This window comes from Sphingomonas echinoides, assembly GCF_029623395.1.
GTDB classification, from domain to species: Bacteria; Pseudomonadota; Alphaproteobacteria; order Sphingomonadales; family Sphingomonadaceae; genus Sphingomonas; species Sphingomonas echinoides_A.
On sequence record NZ_JAPYKK010000010.1, the window covers coordinates 80,520 to 103,171 of the forward strand.

Consider the following 22,652-nt stretch of genomic DNA (forward strand, 5'->3'; position numbering starts at 1 on the left):
CCGATCAGGCGATCAGAACTTGGCCTTGAACCCCGCATAGAAGCGGCGGCCGATCGGCTCGTAGATGCCCGAGCCACCACCGATGCCGGTCGAACCGAGCGGCGGGATGCGGTTGGTGAGGTTGTCGAGCCCGACGTAGAACTGCGATCCACCCTGGATGTTGAGGGCAAAGCGCGCGTTCATGTAAACGACGTCGGGGTAGTAGGGGATGCTGTAGCGATCCGCATTCTGCGGTGCACGACCCTGATAGGCCTTGGTGTCCTCGATCAGGCCGACCGCCATCTTCGAGAGGTAGTTGAACTGATAGTTCATCTCGAACGGACCGAAGCCGGCGTTCAGGTTCCAGAACAGCTTGTCGCGCGGGCTGGGAAGCTCGCCGAGCAAGTTGTCGCCGAAGGTCGGCTGGCTCGGATCGATGAACGCGGCATTCTCGAACTGGTGCGTGTAGATCAGGACCGAGCTCGCCTTCACGAAGCCGAAGTCATGGTTGTAGCTCAAGTTCACGTCGAGACCGCGCGTGCGCAGGCTGGCGTAGTTGAGCAGCGTCTGCTGAAGGCTGCCTTCGAGGATCTGGAACGGCACTTCGCCGTTCGGCCCGGTCTGACCCGCACCGACACGCGTGAACAGGTTGCAGAACTGGCCGCCCCCGGTCGGGGAATCGTAGCAGCTGTTGGCGATCTGTTGCGCCGTCGGCGCAGTGATCACGTTGGCGACCTTGATGTTGTAGTAATCGACCGACAGCGTGAGACCGCGGGTGAAGCGCGGCTTCAGGATGATCCCGTAGGTGTAGGAGTCCGACTTCTCCACCTTCAGGTTCGGGTTGCCGCCGCTGTTGATCTCGAGCGACTGCTGGTAAAGGTAGTTATAGTTGGTTGGAATGCCGGCAGCGGCACAGTTCGCCGCGCGGAATTGCGTGCCGGTTGCGATGAAGTTGGCCGAGCACGGATCGTTGAAATTCGTCGCGAAGTTCTGGCCCTGCGGCGAGTAGAGTTCCGACAGGTTCGGTGCGCGGACGGCGCGGGCGTAGGATGCGCGGAAGCTGATGTCCGGGATCGGCGAATAGTTGCCGCCGAAGTTGTAGGTGTAGGCCGTCCCGGCGCTGCTGTTATAGTCGGAGACACGACCAGCGGCGGTGAAGCTCAGGTCCTCGGCAAAGCGCATGTTCTTGAGAACGGGGATCTGGACTTCGCCATACGCTTCCTTCACCTCGAACGCAGGCGGTGCGAAGGTCGAGAGCGCGTTGTAGAAGGTGTAGCCGCTTTCAACCAAAGGATCCGGCTTGAAGTAGTTGGTTTCCCGACGATATTCGCCACCAACCACGAAGCGGAGCGGGCCGCCCGGCAAGTTGAAGAACCCGCTCGTGTCGCCGTTGACGAAGCCCGAGATGTCGAGCTGCGTGATCTTGCCGCGCGAGATCGTGTCCTGCAGCACATACTGCTTGGCCGCATTCGAGATGTTGCCCTTGCCGAACAGGTTGATCGGCTGGCACGCCGCGATGTCGGCGGCGAGGATGGCGGGGTTGCCGCCGATGTCGGTGCCGCCACGGGTCGGGTCGTTCTGCGATCCGCAGACGATCTGGCCGGCGCCGTTTCGCTGCGCGTCGAGGCCGAGCAGGAAGCGTTGGACGTTCAGGTTGCCGAGAACACGCGTATCCTCGCGGAACTCGCCGTAGTTGGCGGACAGTTCATAGCGCCAGTCGGTGTTGAACTTGCCGCGAATACCGCCGACGATGCGATAGGTCTGGCGCTTGGACTGCTCCGACCGAACGCCGAGATCGACGAGGTTCTTGCGGACCGTGAAGCGCGTTGCGTCGGTGATGGTTGCCGGATCGGCGCCACCGGCGACCAGCGCGTTGGTGATCGTCGTGCGGGCCGCTGCGCTCAGATACGGGTTGTCGAGACGCGGACGCTCGAACGTCGAGGTGTCATACCCGGCGAGCGTTGCGCCGGTGATGAACGCCGGCCCCGAACTGCCCTGGCCGTAGGTTTCAGTGCGCGAGTAGGACGCCTCGACGAACGGTACGAGCGCTTCGGAGATTTCGTAATGGCCGACGAGGTTTGCCGAATAGCGATCGAGCGCGGGCTGGATCTGAACCAGCTGGCCTTCACGGTTGGTGTCGCCGTTGCCGCCGACGAACGGCGCGCCGCTCGGCGAGCTGCTGTTGGTGCCGATGCCGACGCGCGTACCGGTCTGCGGGGTCAGCGAGCCATCGGGCTGGAACAGATAGTTGCACGAGAAGCGACGGCCGGTGGCGTCCGCGCCGCAAGCGCCGGTCGGGCTGGCGAAGGTCGCCATGCCGCCCGCTGCGATCGTTCCCGAGCGGATGTCGCGGAAAAAGGTGTTGTCCGGGATGCCGTCGAAGTTCGGCAGCGTCTGCCCGGACGCGATCCCTGCGGAGTCGGTGTCGGTGCCGACGAAGGCGTCATTCTGCTGCAGCGCGCGACGGTCCGATGCGTACACGCTGTTCTGGCGCGCATATTCCGCGTTGATCGCGATGTTGCCGCGACCTTCGGAGAAGTTCTTGCCGGCGAGCACGCTGCCGAAGAACGAACCGGCGTCGCCGTACTGGCTGATGCCGCCCTGAACACGGGCTTCGAGACCCTGGTAATTGTCCTTCAACCGGAAGTTGACGATGCCCGCGATCGCGTCCGAACCGTAAACCGCGGATTCGCCGCCGGTCAGCACGTCGACGCTCTCGATCAGGTCCGACGGGATCGTGTTGATGTCGACCGAGACGGCGTTGTTGAGGATGTCCGAACCGACATGGCGACGGCCGTTGACCAGCACCAGCGTACGTTGCGTGCCGAGGCCGCGCAGATCGAGCAGGTTGAGGCCGGCAGTGCCGAGGAAGCGAGTCGAGTTCGCCTGGCTGAACGTGCTCTGCAGCTGGGGCAGGGTGTTGAGCGTGTCACCGATCGAAACGCGCGACGTGGCGAGCAACTGGGTCGGCGTGATCGTGGTGATCGGGCTGGTCGAGGTCGCGTTGGGGCTGCTGATGCGCGAACCAGTGATGACGATGTCCTGCGGCGCGGCGGCGGTATCGGCCTGCGCGCTGGTGTCGGTGCCAACGGTGGTCGTGGTCTGCGTCTCGGCGCGTCCGTCTGCGCTGGTGGCGGTTTGCGCGAAGCCTACGGCCGGGAATGCCGAAAGCGCACTGACGAGCGCCGTCGCTTGCAGAAATCTGTTAAATTTCATGGTAGTTCCCTGTTTACTTGATACTCTTCAGGGCTCGTTAATCGAACGGTTTGGAAAGCTTATGCAACCACAACTGAACGTATTGGCCGGGATACGGTATCTTTTACAACCATATGTTGCAGAACTGTCACATCCTTGACGACGTTGAATTCGTTACGAAAGCGTAATGTGCGTTAATGCATATGAACCGTTCTGGTTCGTTACTTGGCGATTTTGCTAATGGTTTCTACGAAGCCTGTCCCGATCACGACCAAACGGCACGGGGGCGGCTGGCAACCAATGCGGATCAGGTCTAGGAAAACCGCGTGAACGCTGCACAAACCCGCTTCATCGACGCCGTCCGCGCCCGGTTGGGCGATGCGGCCGTGACCACCGAATCCTTCGACATCGCCCCGTGGCTGACCGACTGGCGCGGTCGCTATCATGGGGCGAGCGCGGCGATCCTGTCGCCGGACAGCACCGCTGGCGTCGCCGCGATCGTCGGGTTGGCACGCGATCATGGCGTTCCGCTGGTGCCGCAGGGCGGCAACACCTCCATGGTGGGCGGCGCGACGCCGCCGGCGGATGGCTCGGCGCTGATCCTGTCGTTGCGCCGCATGAACCGGATGCGCAGGGTTGATCCCGCAGCTGGGCTTGCGGTCGCGGAGGCGGGAGTGATTCTCCAGGATCTACAGGCCGCCGCGGAAGCCGAGGGAATGCGGTTCCCGTTGACGCTCGGCGCACGCGGAAGCGCCACCGTCGGCGGGCTCGTGTCGACCAATGCGGGCGGCACGCAAGTGCTGCGCTTCGGTCCGATGCGCGCGCTCGTCGCCGGGCTCGAGATCGTCCTGCCCGATGGGCAGGTGCAGGATGGATTGTCCGCGCTCAAGAAAGACAATCGCGGCTACGACCTGACTCAGTTGCTGGTCGGTGCCGAGGGCACGCTGGGGGTGGTAACCGCGGCTACGCTACGGATCGTTCCGGCCGAGGCGGATCGGGCGACCGGCTGGATCGGGGTCGAGAGCCCGCAGGCCGCGTTGACGTTGCTGCGCATGCTGGAGCGGCGTTCGGGCGATGCGATCGAGAGCTTCGAGCTCGTTCCTGGCGAAATCCTCGACCTCGTGCTGAAGCATGTTCCCGGCACGCGGGCGCCGCTGGAAGCCCGCCATCCGTGGCTGGTGCTGATCGATTACGTCACCAAGACCGCGCAGCCGAGCGCGCACGATGCGCTGGAGCAACTGCTCACGACTGCGCTGGCGGACGGTCTGGCGCGCGATGCGGTGGTGGCTGCAAGCATGGCGCAGGCGGCGGCATTCTGGCGGTTGCGCGACTCGATTTCGGAAGCCGAACGCGCCGAAGGGCCGACGATTGCGCACGATATCTCGGTCGCGGTCGATGCGATGCCCGACTTTATGGTGCGCGCGGCGGCTGCGGTAGAGGCGGCGTATCCGGGGGTCCACGCGACCGGGTTCGGGCATCTCGGTGACGGCAACGTCCATTTCCACGTCAACGCGCCCGCGGGATTGCAGCATGATCCCGTTGCCGCTGACCGGTGGCAGCGCGAGATCGGCGCCCCCGCCAGCCGGATGGTCTATGATCTGGTCGTGGCGGCGGGCGGGTCGATTTCCGCCGAACATGGCATTGGGCAGATGAAGCGGGACGAGCTGGAACGGCTGTCGTCTCCCGCCCGGATCGCGGCGCTGCGGGCGATCAAGCACGGGCTCGATCCCGACGGGTTGATGAACCCGGGCAAGCTCCTCGCCCTTGCAGAAAGCCGACGCGCACCATAGACGGCGAACCCAAGGCGTGGGGGACCTGCGCGCTACTTTCATCAATGGAGACGATCATGGCCAGCGCGCCGCAAACCCTTCCCCTGTTTTACAATGCGCTCGAGCCGCTTTCCAGCGAGACGCACGCGACCTTCCGGTTCAACGCGGGCGATGCGGCACCGTTTCTGGTCAACCAGCATGCCATTCCCGTCACCGTCGACGAATTCGTCGCGACCCAGCCGTGGTTGCCGATCGTCTTCACCACGGGTGCGGATTCGATCCCGATCGCGCTGATGGGCCTGAACGAGGGCGTCAATGTCTTCGTCGGCGATGACGGCAAGCTGATCGAGGACAAGGTCTACATCCCGGCGTACATCCGCCGCTATCCGTTCATGCTCGCCCGGCTTCGTCCGGATGCACAGGACCTGTCGCTGTGTTTCGACCCGACCAGCCCGACGATCGGCGCGTTCGACGAAGGCGAGGCGCTGTTCGCTGATGGCAAGCCGACCGAGCTCGTCCAGAACATCCTGGGCTTCAACGAACAGTTCGAGCAGGCTGGCGCACGCACCGCCAATTTCATGACCGAGCTGCGCGAAATGGACTTGCTGATGGACGGCGAGTTTACGCTCAACATGGCGGGCAACGATCAACCGTTCATCTATCGCGGCTTCCAGATCGTGAACGAAGAGAAACTCAACGATCTGCGCGGCGACCAGCTTCGCAAGATCCAGAAGTCGGGCTTGCTGCCGCTCGTCTATGCGCACCTGTTCTCGCTCACGACTCTGCCGCAGATCTTCGACCGCCAGGTCAAGCTGGGCAAGGCCCCGGCGCCGCAACTGGTAAACTGAGCCGGGCCTGCGGCAAACGCCGCATGTGCCCTGCTACCAAGAACCCCGTCGCGCTGCGGCGGGGTTTTTTGTTGTTCTGAAACAATGCCTTATCGGTTTATCGACTGATTTTGCGATGAAAATTGCGGCGGGTGCGCAGATCGCGGCGATTTCGTCTTGAACCCGGAAAACCGCTTACCTATATCGGTCTTACGCGGTTTCGTGTTCCCCCCTTTCGCGGGGCCGCGCGACGCTCCTTCGGGAGTGTCTCCTCCCTGAACCTTGGCCACCGCGTGCACTGCACGCGGTGGTTTTTTTATGTCCTTTATTCCGCCGCGATCGCGTGCGGCGCCGTGATGCGCCCGCTTGCCTCGGCTTCGACCGAATCGATCATCGCGCGAAGCAAGTGCGCGGTTTTGTGCAGGCCATCACCCGGCAAGTCGCCGGCCGGATCGAGATACAGGGTCCGGTCGAATTCGATCTGGATTGCATGCACGACGCCGCCCTGCGCCTGCGTGTCGAGGATGTGCGCGCCGGCATAGGGCGTGTTGCGGGCGCACGGAATTTCGGCGGCCCGAACGGTGCGTTCGATCGCGTCGACGAAGCGTGCGCCGGCGCTGCGGCCGTGACGATCCCCCAGCACGATCCGCGGGCCGCCAGGGCCGAGGCTGGGCATCGAATGGACGTCGAGCAGCACCGCTATGCCGAAGCGGGCGCGCGCCGCCTGCAGCGCACCGGTCAGCGCTGCATGATAAGGGCGGTAGTCCTGCGTGATTCGCGTTGCGATATCGTCCGCGCCAAACCGCCGCCGCCACAAGTCCCCCGCTCCGGCGACTCGCCGCGGGATCAAGCCGAGCCCGCCGCGCACCTTGACGGAGGCGATTGGCGTGCCGCTGGCGCGAGCACCCTCGTCGATTGCCGGATCGCGTTCCTGTTCGTTGCGGTTGAGATCGATCCACGCCCGGGCGCGACGCTGGATCAGCATCGTCTCATCCTTGTGGGCGAGCAGCGCGACCGCATCGACATAGCGGTCCTCGAGCACGGTCACCGCGACGAACGGAACGCGCAACGCGGCCAGCAGCGCGGCTGGATAGTCGCGTCCGGCGTGCGGGACCGATACAATCACCGGACTGGCGGGAATCGTGCCCCCGAAACGGTCGAACGGCGGTCGCGGCGGGGCAGGGGCATGGGGATCGAAAGCGGCCATATTGGCCTATAGTAGCACAGCCCGTGCGGCGATCCGGCTGGAAAATCTTAAGGCCTTCGCGCATACAATACCCCAAATTCGGGCGTTTTGGCCCGACGGAACGTACCAGGACGCAATGGCATGATCAGGATCTTGTTGGCGGAAGACGATCGCGTGATGCGCGAATATCTGACGCGGGCGCTGGAGCGGTCCGGCTATTCGGTCGCGGCGGTCGACCGCGGCACCGCCGCGATCCCACTGTTGCAGGAGGAACGGTTCGACCTGCTGCTGACCGATATCGTGATGCCCGAGATGGACGGGATCGAACTCGCGCAGAAGGCGAGCGAAATGGTGCCCGACCTGCGCGTGATGTTCATCACCGGCTTTGCCGCAGTGACCCTGCGGGCGGGCAAGTCGATGCCGCAGGCGCGCGTCCTGTCGAAGCCGTTCCACCTCCGCGATCTGGTGCTGGAAGTGGACCGGATGTTCGAACTGGAGCGGGTCGGCGGAAATTTCTGATTCGTCGCGAAGGGTGCTTGCGCGACGGGAAAGCCTTCGTTAAAGGCCACCCCTCGCCCGGCAGCGCCGCGGCGACGTGGGCGTGTAGCTCAGTGGTAGAGCACTGTGTTGACATCGCAGGGGTCGCAAGTTCAATCCTTGCCACGCCCACCATTAAAAGCCCGTCAGCTCTCCGAGCTGGCGGGTTTTTTCGTTTCCAGCTCCCGTCTCGAACCGTCTTTACCGGCGCACCTCTGATGCTGATGCCCTGCAGGTTTCGGGCGACGCCGATGTTGCCGTTACCATTTCTTGTTAAAGTAACTGCCGTGCAAAATTCCGGTATCCCTCCGGAATTTCCTGAAAATGTTTTAATTGACAAAATGTTTTTATATTTGGATCCTGGGGGCGTCAGGGACGACCCGGACCAACGATAAAGCGACACTTCGATCGCTGGTCCGGCAGGGAGAGGGAAACAGGGATGGCACGGTTTTACGGATCGTCTGCGGTGCAGGCGCGGCTTCTGCGGCAGTGGCTGACGTCGGCAAGCGCAATCATCGTCTTCGGGGGAGTAGCTCAGGCGCAGACGGCACCGCCGCCGCTGGTAACGAACGCGCAGCAGCCGACCGCCCCCGCAGACCAGGCGCCCGCACCGGCAGCGGATGGCGCCGCCTCAGGCCAGGAAGTCAGGGTCATCGCCGATGATATCGTCGTTACCGGGTATCGTCGCTCGATCGAAACCAGTCTCGCCCGGAAGCGGGACGCCAACGCCTTCATCGACGTCATCACTGCGGAGGATGTCGGCAAGTTCCCCGACAAGAACGTCGCCGATTCGCTCCAGCGCGTGCCGGGCGTGGTCATCGAGCGCGACGGTGGGGAGGGCAGCCGGGTCAGCATCCGTGGCCTGCAATCCGACCTGACGCTGACCGAACTCAACGGTAATTTCATCGCGGGTGCGGATACCGGCGACCCGTCGCGGTCGTTCAACTATCTGCTGCTGCCGTCGAACATGATCGGCAGCATCGACGTCTATAAATCGCCCGAAGCGCGGCTCGATGAAGGTGGGGTCGGCGGCACGATCATCCTGCACACCCGCCGCCCGCTCGACCTCAAGCCCTGGTCGGGGTTCGTCTCGGCAGAGGGGACGATCGCCGATGTGACCGAGAAGGTCGAACCGCAAGTGTCGGGCCAGCTTTCTTGGCACAATGCGTCGGGTACGCTGGGGCTTCTGCTCGGCGGGACGTATCAGAAGCGCACCAATCGCGAGATGAACGGCTCGACCGAGAGCTGGCAGTGGTGGACCGACGGCGGGCGCGACGGGATCAAGGCGACCGACGTCAACGGTCGGCCGATCGCGAATGATGCTGCGGTGTCCTATTGGTCGCAGAATCGCGGCGAAACGACTCAGTCCGGCCAGCATTACAACGGTTATTGGGCGCCGCAGTCGGTCAACGAATCGATCCTCGTGTCGGAACGCGAGCGAATCGGCGCGCAGGCGACGCTCGAATGGAAGCCGACGGACAATCTACGGCTGACCGCCAACTATTTCCGCTTCCAGCTCAACAGCGAAACCCGGACGAACGCGCTCAAGATCCCCGAATGGGGGTACGATAACTTTTTCACAGCCGCGAAGTTCGACAAGAGCAACACGGTCCTGCAATCCGCGACGTTCCAGGTGCCGAACGCAGGGACGGGTTGCCTGACGCAGACGCCGATCTGCACGATGGAGACGCCGCAGCTTGCCGGCATCTATTCCAAGGAAAAGGACGTCTCGAACACGTTCGACCTGCATGGCGACTGGTCGCAGGACCGCCTCTCCGTATCGTTCATCGCGGGCAAGACGCGGTCGACCGGTGGACCGTCGCAGCAGTTCCAGGTCGCGGCCAAGCCGCGCCTGACCGGTACGGTGACGCAGAACGGCAATTTCCTGAGCTCCTACGATTATAGTGGTGGCGGCTTGGCGATGGCGTTCTCGCCGGAACTGCAACGGAATTTGATGAACGGCATCGCGCAGATCGATACCGGCTCGACGGGATCGGGCTTCACCAACAGTTCGATCGAGCAGAAATACGGACAGGTCGACGTCACGCGCAAATTCGGCGGCGTGCTCGAGGCGATCCAGGTCGGCGCGAAATGGCGCGACGGCAAGATCACGCGGCGGACGGGCGAACTCAACTGGTATGCCGATCCGGCTACGCTGTTGCGGTTCCAGGACACGGCGCAGGGTGCGGTCGCGCAGCCGTCATTCTTCTATGATCAGCCGATCAGCAATATCCCGGGTGGGTTCACCGCGACGTCCTTTCCGGGCGTCAACCTCGATAACTACCTTGAGTATCTGAACAAGACCTATGGCAATGCGGTCACCGTGCCGCAGCCGCAGAACCTGTACCAGATCAAGGAACGGATCTGGGCGGGCTATGTCGAGGCGAACTTCAAGGCCGGGCCGGTGCGCGGGAACATCGGCGTGCGCATCGCCAATACCAAGCAGTCGGGCACGTCCACCGACACGATCTATCGCGAGATCGATTATTGCCGCGACGGACCCGGCGGTCCGTTCAGCCCTGCGCCGATCGGCGCGGACGGGAATTGCCAGGTATTGCCGCAGAGCCAGCGCGAGATCCGCGAATTCAGCCCGAACAATGAGTCGAAGAGCTACACCGACGTCCTGCCGAGCTTCAACATCTCGTGGGACGTGACCAGCAACGTGCTGCTGCGCGGTGCCGTATCGAAGGTCGTCGCGCGTCCGGCGTTCAACGATCTGGCGGCGGCGCGCTCGCTCACCTTCAACTCCGATGCCTATACGTATGACCGCAATCAGTTCGGCGAAGTTGCGGGCTGGTCTGGCAATGGCGGCAACTTCGGCCTGAAACCCTTCTCGGCTTGGGCCTATGACCTAGGTGCGGAATGGTATTTCCATCGTGGATCGGTGATCGGCGCTGCTCTTTTCCGCAAGGATGTGAAGAACTTCGTGGTCCCGCTGGTGCTCGACCTGACTCAGACGGTGCAGGGCCAGCAAGTCCTGGTGCGGCAATATTCGACCCAGGCGAACGGCGCCAGCGCGGTATCGGAGGGCGTCGAGCTCTACGCCCAGCATACGCTGGACTTCGGGCTTGGGGCGCAGGTGAACTTCACCTACAACCATACCTCGACCGCGGACGTCTCGCTCAACGGTACCAAGATCGGCACGTCGCCGCTGGTCGGCAGCGCCAAGACGCAGTGGAACGCTTCGGTCTTCTACGAAAAGCACGGCGTGTTGCTGCGCGCGTCGTACAACCGCAAGGGCGAGCAGGTCGGCGGGATCGTTTCCGGCCTGAACATCTATTCCGATCCGTACGAACAGGTCGATCTGAACGGTCTGTATAACCTGACCGATCATATCTCGCTGACCGCGTCCGTGATCAACTTGACCAAGTCCGAGCAGCGCGCGCATCTCGGGAACGATACGAGCGCACGGTATTATTCGAGCCAATATACCGGGCGGCGTTTCTACACCGGCGTGCAGTGGACTTTCTGAGACGGCGTACCCCTCCCCGAGTACGCCGCGCGGCACCGTCTCCCCCAGGCGGTGCCGCGCCATTTTCCGATCCGGGAGCAAGGATGATGTGCCCATGAACAGGTTGGGACTGGCCGCGCTGGCCGCAGTGGCGATTGCCGTTCCGGTCGCGGCGCGCAATCCGATCGTTCCGGGCTGGTATGCCGACCCCGAGATCCGGGTGTTCGGTGACCGGTACTGGATCTACCCGACCTACTCCGACGACGCGGGAAAGCCCGACGTATCGCCGCATTTTACCCCCGAACAGGTAAAGTTGCGCCGGCAGCATACCGTGCGGCCGTCCTACCTCCAGCAGACCTTCTTCAACGCCTTTTCCTCGCCCGATCTGGTCCATTGGACCAAGCACAGCCATGTGCTCGATGTCGCCAACGTGGCGTGGGCTGGCTATGCGGTGTGGGCACCCTCGGCGATCGCGCACGAGGGCCGCTATTATCTGTTCTTCGGCGCGAACGACATTCAAAGCGACGCCGAACACGGCGGGATCGGGGTTGCCGTAGCCGACCGGCCGGGCGGGCCGTTCAAGGACGCGATCGGCAAGCCGCTAATCGGGGCGTTTCATAACAAGGCGCAGCCGATCGATCCGTTCGTCTATCGCGACGACGACGGGCAGGTGTATCTCTATTACGGCGGCTGGAAGCAGTGCAACGTCGTCCGCCTGAGCGACGACCTGCGCAGCGTGCGGCCCTTCGCGGACGGCACGACCTACAAGGACATTACGCCCCCCGGCTATGTCGAGGGGTCGTTCGTCATCAAGCGCAAGGGTATCTATTATCTGATGTGGTCCGAGGGCGCTTGGACCGGCTCGGACTATCGCGTCGCCTACGCAACGGGAAAGAGCCCGACCGGCCCGTTTACGCCCAAAGGCACGATCCTCGCGGAAGATTCGCGGATCGCGCGCGGGGCAGGGCATCATTCGGTGGTCAAGGTGCCGGGCACCGACGAATGGTACATCGTCTATCACCGCCGTCCGCTTGGCGACGACAAGGGCGAGCATCGCCAGATCGCGATCGATCGCATGACCTTTGCTGCGGACGGGACGATCAAGCCGGTCGTGCTGACCAATAGCGGCGCTCCTCTGCGCCCGATTGTGCGGCGGAAATGATCGATCCGCATTTTCCGGGAGACCTGACGTGAAGATCCGATTTGCCGCATCCGCCGGGCGCAGCCTTGCGTTGCTCGCCGTCACCAGCCTCGGCCTGCCTGCGCCGCTTCTCGTCGCGCCCGCGATGGCGCAACAGCGGGGAGAAGCGGCGGAATCGCTCGCCGATCTGGTCAACCCGCTGATGGGGACCGATTCCACCTACGAACTGTCCTACGGTAACACCTATCCGGCGGTCGCGGTGCCGTGGGGGATGAACTTCTGGACCCCGGTGACCGGCAAGCCCGGCAGCGGCTGGGGCTATATGTACCATGATTTCAAGATCAACGGATTGAAGCAGACGCATCAGCCGAGCCCGTGGATGAACGATTACGCTGCCTTCTCGCTGTTCGCGGAAACCGGCCCGCTCAAGATCAAGGAAGACGAGCGCGCGAGCTGGTACAGCCACAAGGCGGAGACGAGCCACCCGTACAATTACAAGGTCTATCTCGCGGATTATGACGTCACCGCCGAGGTGACGCCGACCAACCGCGCCGCGCAATTCCGCTTCACCTTCCCCAAGAGCGACGACGCGCACATTCTGCTCGACGGGCTGGCGGGCGGGTCGATGGTCAAGATCGACGCGGCCAACCGGCGGATCACCGGCTATGTCCGCAACAACCACGGCGGCGTGCCCGACAATTTCCACAATTACTTCGTCGCGCAGTTCGACCACGACTTCAGCGTCAGCCGGACCTGGGACGATAATTGGCAGATCGGCGCGGACACCACGCGCGAAGGCGGCCATGTCGGCGCGGTCGTCAGCTTCAAGACGCGTGACGGCGAGCAGGTCGGCGTCAAGGTCGCTTCGTCCTTCATCAGCGCGGAACAGGCGCAGCGCAATCTCGACAGCGAAGTCGGCCGCGACAGCTTCGCCGCGACCGAAGCCAAGGCGAAGGCCGCGTGGGAGAAGGAACTCGGAATCATCCGGGTGAGCGACCCCAGTCTCGACAACAAGCGCACCTTCTATTCGGCGATGTACCGGATGCTGCTGTTCCCGCGGCAGTTCCACGAGATCGATGCGCGCGGTACGATGGTCCATTACAGCCCGTATGACGGCAAGGTCCACGACGGGCCGATGTATACCGACAACGGCTTCTGGGACACGTGGCGCGCGGTCTTCCCGTATTTCGCGCTCGTCCGGCCTGAACTTGACGGCCAGATCATGCAGGGGCTGGCGAACGCTTACAAGGAAGGCGGCTGGCTTCCCGAATGGATGAGCCCGGGCCAGCGCGACGTGATGATCGGGTCAAACTCGGCGAACATCATCGCGGACGCCTATCTGGAGGGCGTGCGCGGGTTCGACGTCGAGACGCTGTACGAGGCGATGGTCAAGAACGCGACCACCTCGGAAAGGCGACCGAAGGACAAGAAGGGCAATGTCGTCAGCGCGGTCGGGCGCGAGGGCGTCGAATGGTATAACAAGCTCGGCTATGTGCCCTATGACGTCGGCATCAACGAGAGCGCCGCGCGCACGCTCGAATATGCGACCGCCGACTTCTCGCTGTCGCGGCTCGCCGCTGCGCTCGGCAAGACCGAGGATGCCCAGAAATACGCCGCGCGGGCGCAGAATTACCGCAAGCTCTACGACGCGCAATCCGGCTGGATGCGCGGCCGCAACAAGGACGGCAGCTGGATGCAGCCGTTCAACCCCTACGCCTGGGGGGATGCCTTCACCGAGGGGAATGCGCTGCACTACAGCTTCTCGGCGATGCAGGATGTGCAGGGGCTGATCGACCTGCAGGGCGGCGACCGCAAGTTCACCGACAAGCTCGATTCGATCTTCACGCTGCCGCCGGTGTTCGACGACAGCTATTACGGATCGGTGATCCACGAGACGCGCGAAATGCAGATCGTCGACATGGGGCAATATGCGCACGGCAATCAGCCGATCCAGCACATGACCTATCTGTACGACTGGGCCGGGCAGCCGTGGAAGACGCAAGGCCATGTCCGCGATGTGATGGCAAAGCTCTATTCGGCGACACCGGACGGCTATCCGGGCGACGAGGACAATGGCCAGACGTCGGCCTGGTACGTCTTTTCCGCAATGGGCTTTTATCCGGTGACCCCGACGGTCGGCCAATATGCGATCGGAAGCCCGCTGTTCCGATCGGTCCGGCTAACCATGCCGGGGGGCAAGGTGCTGACGATCGAGGCCCCCAACAACGGGCCGAAGAACGTCTACATCCAGTCGGTGACGCTGAACGGCAAGCCGCACGACAAGCCGTGGCTGTCGCGCGCTGCCTTGCAGGCAGGCGGGACGCTGCGTTTCGTGATGGGGCCGACCCCCAACACGCGCTGGGGCACCGCCAAGGCGAACGCGCCTTTCTCGATGAGCGCGCCCGTAGCGCGCTGACCTGACAACGGAACGGGAGACTGACATGAATCGTCGGGACATCATCGCGGGCGCTGGCGCGCTCGCGGTTGCAGCGGCGGTCCCCGCTCGCGCGGCGACGGCTGCCTATGGATCGAAGCGGCCGCCGGTCAGCGCGCGCCGCTTTACGAGCAAGGCGGTCGAGGCGGAGATCCGCGCGGTGAAGGCGCGGATCGCCGACCCCGAACTCGCCTGGATGTTCGAGAATTGCTACCCCAACACGCTCGACACGACGGTCAAGCTGTCGACGATCGACGGCAAACCCGACGCTTTCGTCATCACCGGGGACATCGACGCTTTGTGGCTGCGCGACAGTTCGGCGCAGATGCAGACCTACGTACACCTCGCCCCGCGCGATGCCGATCTGCGCCGTGTGTTCCACGGGTTGATCCAGCGACAGGCACGCTGCATCCTGATCGATTCCTACGCCAATGCCTTCATGGAGGATCCGGGCGCGAAGTCGTCACTCGGCGCGGTGTCCGACAAGACCGAGATGAAGCCCGGCGTGGCGGAGCGGAAATGGGAGATCGACTCGCTTTGCTATCCGATGCGGCTGGCGCATTCTTACTGGACCGCCACGCGCGACAACGCCCCGTTCGACGCGCTGTGGGCGCAGGCGATGGCGCGCGCGGTCGCCACCTTCCGCGAACAGCAGCGCAAGGACGGGCCGGGGCCTTACCACTTCCAGCGTGTCGACCCGTCGCCGACCGAGACGCTGATGCTCGGCGGATATGGCGCGCCGACGCGCAAGGTCGGGCTGATCCATTCGATGTTCCGTCCGTCGGACGACGCGACGGTGCTGCCGTTCTTGATCCCCTCCAACCTGTTCGCCGTCTCCGCGCTGCGGATGCTGGCGCAGGTCCACCAGGAAGCGCGTGGCGACGCCACCGCGGCGCGGGACTGTCTCGCGCTTGCCGCGGAAGTCGAGGCGGCCCTTGTCGCGCATGGCCGGATGTCGGACGGGCAGGGCGGAACGATCTGGGCATATGAGGCGGATGGTTTCGGCAGCACGCTGTTCATGGATGACGCCAACGTCCCGAGCCTGTGCGGCCTTGCGTTGCTTGGCGCCGCGGACCGTGCGGACCCGTTGTTCCGCCGGACAGCGGCGCAGGCGTGGAGCCCGCGCAACCCGTTCTTCTTCGAAGGCAGCGCCGCGAAGGGCATTGGCGGGCCGCACATCGGGTTCGACATGATCTGGCCGATGTCGATCATGGTCCATGCGCGCAACAGCGACGACGATGCGGTGGTCCGGCAATGCCTGCGCTGGCTGAAAACCACGCATGCGGGCACCGGCTTCATGCATGAGAGCTTCCACAAGGACGACCCCGCCAAGTTCACGCGACCGTGGTTCGCCTGGGCCAACGGACTGTTCGGTGAGCTGATCCTCGACACGCTGCGGCGCAAGCCCGCGCTGCTGGCCGAGCGGCTTTAGGACGGGCGCATCGGATGCGGTTGCAAAACATGAAACTGTTTCGAGGAATCTGGATATGGTGACCGCCAATCGTCGCCAGTTGCTTGGCGGGGCTGGGCTGAGCGCGCTTGCAGCGGCCATCCCGGGCGGGGCGTACGCCCGCCCCGCGGCAGGCAAGCCCGACCTGTTCATCGGGACCGGTGGGCATGGCCATACCTATCCCGGCGCCGTGTTGCCCTTCGGCATGGTGCAGATCGGGCCGGACACCGACAACAGCCGCTGGGATTCCTGCTCGGGATACCACAAGGGCGACTCCTCGATCATGGGGTTCAGCCACACCCATTTGTCGGGCACCGGGATCGGCGACATGCTCGACGTGCTCGTCGTTCCCGCGCGGGGGCCGTTGAAGCTTCAGCCCGGATCGCTCGAGCAGCCCGAGACGGGCTATCGTCAGCGGTATGTCGATGAGGTTGCCGAGCCTGGCTATTATCGGGTCCAGCTTGCCAACGGCGTGGCCGTGGAACTGACCGCGACCGAGCGGACCGGACTGCATCGCTACCGCTTTCCGGCGGGCCCGGGCCATATCCTGATCGACTTCGCGCATCGGACGATCGATTCGTGGGACAAGGGCGTGGTGATCGACCAAGCGTCGCTCGCGCTGGAAGAAGACGGGACACTGACCGGAAGCCGGAGTGTCCACCGTTGGGCGAAGGGTCGACGGATCCATTTCGCGCTCAAACTTTCTCGCAAGCCGGACCGAGTCGCGTTCTTTGGGGACGGGGATGCGGCGGCGCCCCTTGGTGCGCGGAGCGTCGCGGGCAACCAGTTGAAGGTCGCGCTGTTCTTCGACGAGGCGGGCGGCGCGCCGATCCTGATCAAGACCGGGATTTCCGCAGTCGACGTGGCCGGGGCCAAGGGGGCGCTCGCGGCCGAAGCGCCGGGCTGGCCGTTCGACACGGCACGGCGCGCCGCACGCGCGCGTTGGGCGAAGCAGCTCGGCTGCGTCCGCGCCGAGGGCGGGACACCGGCGCAGCGCACCATCCTCGCCAGCGCGCTCTACCATTGCTTCCTCTCGCCGACGCTCTTCACCGATCATGACGGCCGGTATGTCGGCATGGATCGCGCGGTGCATCAGGCCCCGGCGGACTCGCCCGCGTTCAGCACCTATTCGACCTGGGATACCTATCGCGCCTTCCATCCGCTGCTGACGCTGATCCAGCCCGAACGCGCCACGATGTTCGCGCGCGACCTGATCCGCCAGACGCAGCAAAGCCCTTATGGGCCACCCGTCTGGCAATTGCAGGGCGTCGAGACCGGCACGATGATCGGCTGGCATTCGGTCGTGATCCTGGCGGAGGCGCACGCAAAGGGGATCAAGGCGGACTACGCCGCCGCCTGGCCCAACATCCGGCGGCGCGCCTTCGACCGCGCTTTTGCCGATACCGACGCATCGCTGGGGCGGGGCTATTATTACGATCTGGGCTATGTCCCTGCGGACAAGATCTGGGAATCGGTCAGCCGCACGCAGGAATATGCGTATGACGACTGGGCGATGGCCGCGCTGGCGGATGCGGCGGGGGCGACGGACGATGCGGCGGTGCTGCGGCGGCGGAGCGGCAATTACCGCAACGTGCTCGATCCCACGATCGGCTTTGCCCGGCCGCGCTTTGCCGACGGCAGCTGGTGGCAGGACTATGATCCGATCCAGCTCGGCCATGCCCCCGACAAGTACCGCGACTATACCGAGACCAACGGATGGCAGGCGACCGTTCTCAACCAGCACGATGTCTACGGCCTGATCGCGCATTTCGGCGGCGACGCGGCGTTCGAGCGCAAGCTGGATGCGCTGTTCACCGCGCCCTCGACCCTGCCCAGGAACGCGCCGCCGGACATCAGTGGGCTGCTGGGGCAATATGCGCATGGCAACGAGCCCGACCAGCACGCCGCCTATCTGTACGCCTACGCCGGTGCACCTTGGAAAACCCAGGCGATGGTCCGGCGGCTGCTGACCGAAATGTACAAGGATGATCCGGACGGCGTGATCGGCAACGACGATTGCGGGCAGACCAGCGCGTGGTTCGTGCTGAGCGCACTCGGCTTCTATCCGGTCGATCCGGTCAGCGCCGTGTATGTGTTGGGATCGCCGCTGTTCGATCGGGTAGAGGTCGACGTGGCGCCGGGCCGTACATTGCGGGTCGTCGCGCGCGGCAATGCGGCGGACCGGCCGTACGTGCAGTCGGTCCAGTGGAACGGACGGCCATGGAGTCGCAACTGGATCGCGCATGCGGATCTGGTCAAGGGCGGCACACTGACGTTCGAAATGGGTGCCACGCCATCGCGCTTCGGGGCCGCGAAGGAAGACCGTCCGCCGTCCTTTGGACGCATACCGATTTAAGTACTCCATCGAGGACGGTGCCAACTGCTGCGTTTGGTAACCGCTTCGCCCTTCTGGAGGATTGAATTAGGTAAGTTGGTTAATTAAACAGAGGTATCGTTTTGGTATTCAGGCCACTCAAGTGTGAACAGGTTGCGGAATTCATATGCAGGTAGCGTTTACGATCCAGGTTTCCGCGCGAGCGATGGAAGCGTGACGGTTCCGGCGGGAATGTCGACGCTCAGGGCTGGCATTGAACTTGGCGGGACCAAGTGTGTCTGCACCTTGGCACAGGCAACCGGCGAGATCGTCGACCAGTCTACCGTTCCGACCCGGCATCCGGACGAAACCCTCCCTGCGATCGTCGCGACGCTAGAGCGCTGGTCGGCCACCTCCGGCTTCGGGGCGTTGGGAATTGCTTCGTTCGGGCCGATCGAACTCAACGCCGCGTCCCCCCGTTTCGGACAGATTGGCGCGACCACCAAGCCGGGCTGGCGCGGGACCGACGTCCGCGCGATCTTGTCCGAACGGTTCGACGTGCCGGTCGGGTTCGATACCGACGTCAATGGGGCGGCGCTGGCCGAAATGGCGTGGGGGTGTGCGCAGGGGTTGGCGGACTTTGCGTATGTCACGGTCGGCACCGGTGTCGGGGTCGGTCTGGTCGTCCATGGATTGCCGACCCGTGGGATCGGGCATAGCGAATTGGGGCATATCCGCGTGCCGCGGCTCGCGGGCGATACCGTCCCGAGCTTTTGCCATTTCCACGATGATTGCGTCGAAGGACTCGCTTCCGGATCCGCGCTGGCGTTGCGATTGGGCGGCCGCGCGACGGGCGATCTGGCCGAGGACGATCCGGTCTGGGTTCCGGTCATCCACACGATTGCGGTCATGTGTCATACGATCGTCTGCACGACCGGACCGCACCGGATCGCGATCGGGGGTGGCGTGGTGACCGGGCAGCCGCATCTGCTCGAACGGATCGAGGCGGCGTTGGTCGCCAGCCTGAATGGGTACATGACCTTGCCCGAGGACGGCCCGTACATCATCGCGCCGGCGCTGGGGGACAAGGCGGGTCCGCTCGGGTCGATCGCAGTCGCCAATCTTGCAGCGACCACCGCGACCCGGTCGCTCGCAATGGCGTAATCGCAGCGGGATTGCCTTACAGTCGCTCGTCGTTCTGGACGAGGTGATCGGCGATCTGGCGTGCCGCGGCGAGCGCCATGTCCGCGACGTCCTTGGCGGGATGCACCGGCTGGCGGCGTTCCAGATACGGGACGGTGAGCGCGGCGGCGGCGGCGTTGCCGCGCAGGATCGGGACCGAAATGTCGGTCACGCCGGCAATCAGCGGGCTGGGGCGTTGCTCCAGTCCAGCCTCGCGGACGTCCTTTGCCAGAGCACGGAAGGCTGCGAGCGCGTCCGGCGTTAGCGACGGTTCGAACAGCGTCTCCCAGCGGTCCCGCACGGCCTCGCTCTGGAAGGCGTACAGCACTGCCCCCGAGGCGGTGGAGGGGAGGGCGCGGCGGTAGCCGACCCGAACCGAGAAGCCGAGGTGGTCGCCCGATTCGACGCGCGCCACGACCACCATCTCGCCGCGGCTGTGCAGCGCGAGATGGCACGATTCACCACTGTCCTGAACCAGTTGCCGCATCACCGGCAGCGCCAGTTCGACCAGATTACGAGTCCGCGGCTGCCGCATCCCCAGCGAGAACAGCCGATCGGTCAGCCGGAACCCCTCGGACCCCGGATCCTGTTCGATATAGCCGCGAAACTGGAGCACCTGCACCATCCGGTGCAATTCCCCGCGCGACCGATCGAGCCGGTCGGCGATCGCGGAGAACGGCATCGGATCGCGCGCGTCGGCAAGCAACTCGAGGATATCGAGCCCCTTTTCCAGGGCGGGCGCCTTGTACCGGCGTGCCTCGTCTGCTGCGTCGTCCATGATCGTTCCCGGTTTGCCCGTGGCAGGGCGCGACTTTAGCGTAGCGTGGCGAAAGCGCACCAGCCGCGCCTCCACCGGGTGCTGTCAACGCGCCATTACCTTGACCAACCCGGCGACGTCCTGCCCGGTCGGAAGCTTGCCCGATGCGGTCAGCCGCTTGGCGGTGTCGTCCCAGCGGAGCACGGCGCTGCTGCCGGTCTTGCGGTTCGAGACGCCATCGTCGTCGTACAGCGTGAAGCTGGTCGAGCGCCCGGGATAGACCCGGATGCTGTCGAGCGTCTGGCGGGTCGCGGTGCTCGGGACCTGCACGCCGATCGGGATGATCGATCCGGCGCGGACGAACAGCGGGATATGGTCGATCGGCGCCGCGGCGGTAATGGTTTGTCCGCCCGTATGGCGTTCATTGGTCCAGTAATCGTACCAGTCGGCGCCGGCCGGCAGGTACACCGGGCGGCTGGTCGCGCCCTGGTCGGTGACAGGCGCGACGAGGAAGGCGGGTCCGAACATATATTCGTCGCCCATGTCGGCGACCTTGGGATCGTTCGGAAAGTCCATGAACAAGGCGCGCATGAACGGCGCGCCGGTCTGGTTGGTCTGGTGCGCCATGGCGTAGAGATACGGCATCAACGCGTAGCGCAGCCGCAGATATTGCGCGAGCACGGGCTCGGCCGCCTTGCCATATTCCCAGATCGCGGTTGCCGGGCGCTGGCCGTGAATGCGCAGCGTCGGGGTGAAGGTGTTGTACTGGAACCAGCGGACGAACAGCTCGGGGTAATCCGGATAGCTCGCCCCCATCGCGGTTGCGCCGGCGGGATCGAGCAGGACGGGGTGCTGCGCCTTGGGGCCGGAGGGATATTGCCAGCCCCCCGTGTCACTGCTCCAATAGGCCATGCCGGAGGCGGTGAAGTTGATGCCGGTCGGCACCTGGCGCTTGAGCGTCTCCCACGTCGCCTGGACGTCGGACGACCAGAACAGGCAACCGTTGCGCTGCGTCCCGAGATAGGCGGCGCGGCACAGGATCAGGTTGCGGAGATCAGGGCGGTCCTTTGCGGACCCTTCCGCGACGCTGGCGGTGTGCACCAGCGGGAAGAGGTTGTGGTAGCGATCCCCCGACCCGATCGCGAACTGATGGCCGTCGGGCACCAGATCCGGCTCGGTTTCGTCGAGCCAGAAGAAATCGAAGCCCTGCGACGCGATGTTGTCGCGGATCCGGTCCCAGAACCAGCTGCGGGCGTCGGGGTTGGTGCTGTCGAGCAGTGCGCCCGCCCGGTCTGAACGGATCGGCAAGCCGTCGACGACGCTGCCGTCCGCGTCGTGCAGCAACCAGCCTTTTGCGGAGAGCATGTTGTAGTAGCGCGACTCTTTCTCGAACCGCGGCCACACGCTGATGATACTGCGCATCCCCAGGCCCTTCAGCTTGGCGTTCATGCCCGCAGGATCCGGGAAAGCGCTTCGATCGATGTCGAGCTGGCCCATCCGGGTCCAATAGAACCAGTCGAGCACCATCGTATCAAGCGGATAGCCGCGGCTGCGATAGCCCTCCGCAACGCCCAGCAGCTCCGCCTGACTCTCGTAGCGCGCCTTGCTCTGGATGAGGCCAAATGCCGATTTCGGGGGGAGCGGCGTCGCCCCCGTCAACGTCGCATAGCCAGCGTACAGTGCATCGGTCGTGTCGCCCGTGATGACGAAGAACGACACGCGCTCACCGACTTCGGATTGCCAGTGCGTGCTGTTGTTCAGTCCCGGCGAGACGGTGGTGGTAGAGGGGTTGTCCCAGACGATCCCATACCCTTTGTTGGTGACGAGGAAGGGCACGCAAACCGTCTCGCCAGCCGGCGCATCGTAATTGTGGCGGCAGTCGATCGTCCGTCCGCGCAGGTCGAGCTTGCCTTCCTGGTTCTGGCCGAGCCCGTAGTAATGCTCGTCGAGCGGCGCGGCGAAGCTCGCACCGACCTTGAAGGTCTTTTCGCCCGATACGGTATGCGGCGCCATCTCCCACCCGTTCATCTGGGTGATGACGTGACCATCGGTGCCGGCGATGGTGATCGTGACGGGAGGAAGCGATGGCGCGAAATAGCGTTCCATCTGTGATGGCGGCTTAGGCCAAGGCTGCGCGGCAACCGTCAGCGACAGCGCCGAGGACGCGAACACGTCGCCCGAGGCGTCGGTCCGGTGCGTCCAACCGGTAGCGTTGGCCTTGGCGTTGGGTCCGGGGCCGGGTGCCGCATCGGCCTGCGCGCGGTCGAGCGCGATGGTGACGCGCACGATGTTGGGAGCATAGGCTTCGATCGCGACGAGGCTGCCGTTGCGATCGACCGTCGCGATCGGCTCGGCCTGCGCCGCTGCGAGGGGGAGAAGCGCCATCGCCGCCGCGCCCGTCCAGCGCGCGAGAGGGCGTTTGGATGTCGC

The 22,652-nt window shown here is 64.4% G+C and carries 13 protein-coding genes and 1 tRNA gene; 10 read left to right on the top strand and 4 right to left on the bottom strand.

Annotated elements, in window-relative coordinates; all coding sequences use genetic code 11:
* Positions 1-12 precede the first annotated feature (12 nt).
* The gene (locus tag QBJ92_RS08320; protein WP_277969219.1) at positions 13-3,195 is read right to left on the bottom strand and encodes a TonB-dependent receptor domain-containing protein; all 3,183 of its coding nucleotides are present in this window, start codon (positions 3,193-3,195) and stop codon (positions 13-15) included.
* Positions 3,196-3,500: 305 nt separating this feature from the next.
* On the opposite strand from QBJ92_RS08320, the gene QBJ92_RS08325 reads away from it, so the two are divergent.
* The gene (locus QBJ92_RS08325; RefSeq protein WP_277969220.1) at positions 3,501-4,964 is read left to right on the top strand and encodes an FAD-binding oxidoreductase; all 1,464 of its coding nucleotides are present in this window, start codon (positions 3,501-3,503) and stop codon (positions 4,962-4,964) included.
* 56 nt (positions 4,965-5,020) lie between these two features.
* The gene (locus tag QBJ92_RS08330; RefSeq protein ID WP_277969221.1) at positions 5,021-5,791 is read left to right on the top strand and encodes a SapC family protein; all 771 of its coding nucleotides are present in this window, start codon (positions 5,021-5,023) and stop codon (positions 5,789-5,791) included.
* A 304-nt stretch (positions 5,792-6,095) separates the two neighbouring features.
* Here the strand turns inward: QBJ92_RS08330 and QBJ92_RS08335 are convergent, their stop codons facing one another.
* A complete protein-coding gene (locus QBJ92_RS08335; protein ID WP_277969222.1) occupies positions 6,096-6,977 on the bottom strand; it encodes an N-formylglutamate amidohydrolase in 882 nt (293 codons plus the stop codon).
* A 120-nt stretch (positions 6,978-7,097) separates the two neighbouring features.
* On the opposite strand from QBJ92_RS08335, the gene cpdR reads away from it, so the two are divergent.
* From cpdR to QBJ92_RS08375, 8 genes are all read left to right on the top strand, one after another.
* Positions 7,098-7,475 carry a cell cycle two-component system response regulator CpdR gene (gene cpdR / locus QBJ92_RS08340; RefSeq protein WP_277969223.1) on the top strand — a complete coding sequence of 126 codons (378 nt, stop codon included), beginning with the start codon at positions 7,098-7,100 and terminating at the stop codon, positions 7,473-7,475.
* Positions 7,476-7,553: 78 nt separating this feature from the next.
* Positions 7,554-7,628, top strand: a tRNA-Val gene (locus QBJ92_RS08345).
* Between the two features lie 304 nt (positions 7,629-7,932).
* On the top strand, positions 7,933-10,965 hold the full coding sequence (locus QBJ92_RS08350) for a TonB-dependent receptor (RefSeq protein ID WP_277969224.1): 3,033 nt from the start codon (positions 7,933-7,935) through the stop codon (positions 10,963-10,965).
* 94 nt (positions 10,966-11,059) lie between these two features.
* A complete protein-coding gene (locus QBJ92_RS08355; RefSeq protein ID WP_277969225.1) occupies positions 11,060-12,106 on the top strand; it encodes a glycoside hydrolase family 43 protein in 1,047 nt (348 codons plus the stop codon).
* A 28-nt stretch (positions 12,107-12,134) separates the two neighbouring features.
* The gene (locus QBJ92_RS08360; RefSeq protein WP_277969226.1) at positions 12,135-14,501 is read left to right on the top strand and encodes a GH92 family glycosyl hydrolase; all 2,367 of its coding nucleotides are present in this window, start codon (positions 12,135-12,137) and stop codon (positions 14,499-14,501) included.
* Positions 14,502-14,526: 25 nt separating this feature from the next.
* Positions 14,527-15,951: a glycoside hydrolase family 125 protein gene (locus QBJ92_RS08365; RefSeq protein ID WP_277969227.1), complete on the top strand. Its 1,425-nt coding sequence runs from the start codon at positions 14,527-14,529 to the stop codon at positions 15,949-15,951.
* Between the two features lie 55 nt (positions 15,952-16,006).
* The gene (locus QBJ92_RS08370) at positions 16,007-18,325 is read left to right on the top strand and encodes a GH92 family glycosyl hydrolase (RefSeq protein ID WP_277969228.1); all 2,319 of its coding nucleotides are present in this window, start codon (positions 16,007-16,009) and stop codon (positions 18,323-18,325) included.
* A gap of 210 nt (positions 18,326-18,535) precedes the next feature.
* Positions 18,536-19,447: an ROK family protein gene (locus QBJ92_RS08375; protein ID WP_277969229.1), complete on the top strand. Its 912-nt coding sequence runs from the start codon at positions 18,536-18,538 to the stop codon at positions 19,445-19,447.
* 16 nt (positions 19,448-19,463) lie between these two features.
* Here the strand turns inward: QBJ92_RS08375 and QBJ92_RS08380 are convergent, their stop codons facing one another.
* Positions 19,464-20,243, bottom strand: a complete 780-nt coding sequence (locus QBJ92_RS08380) for an IclR family transcriptional regulator (protein WP_277969230.1) — start codon at positions 20,241-20,243, stop codon at positions 19,464-19,466.
* A gap of 84 nt (positions 20,244-20,327) precedes the next feature.
* Positions 20,328-22,607, bottom strand: coding sequence for a TIM-barrel domain-containing protein (locus QBJ92_RS08385; protein WP_277969249.1), 2,280 nt, complete (start codon positions 22,605-22,607; stop codon positions 20,328-20,330).
* Between the last annotated feature and the right edge of the window lie 45 nt (positions 22,608-22,652).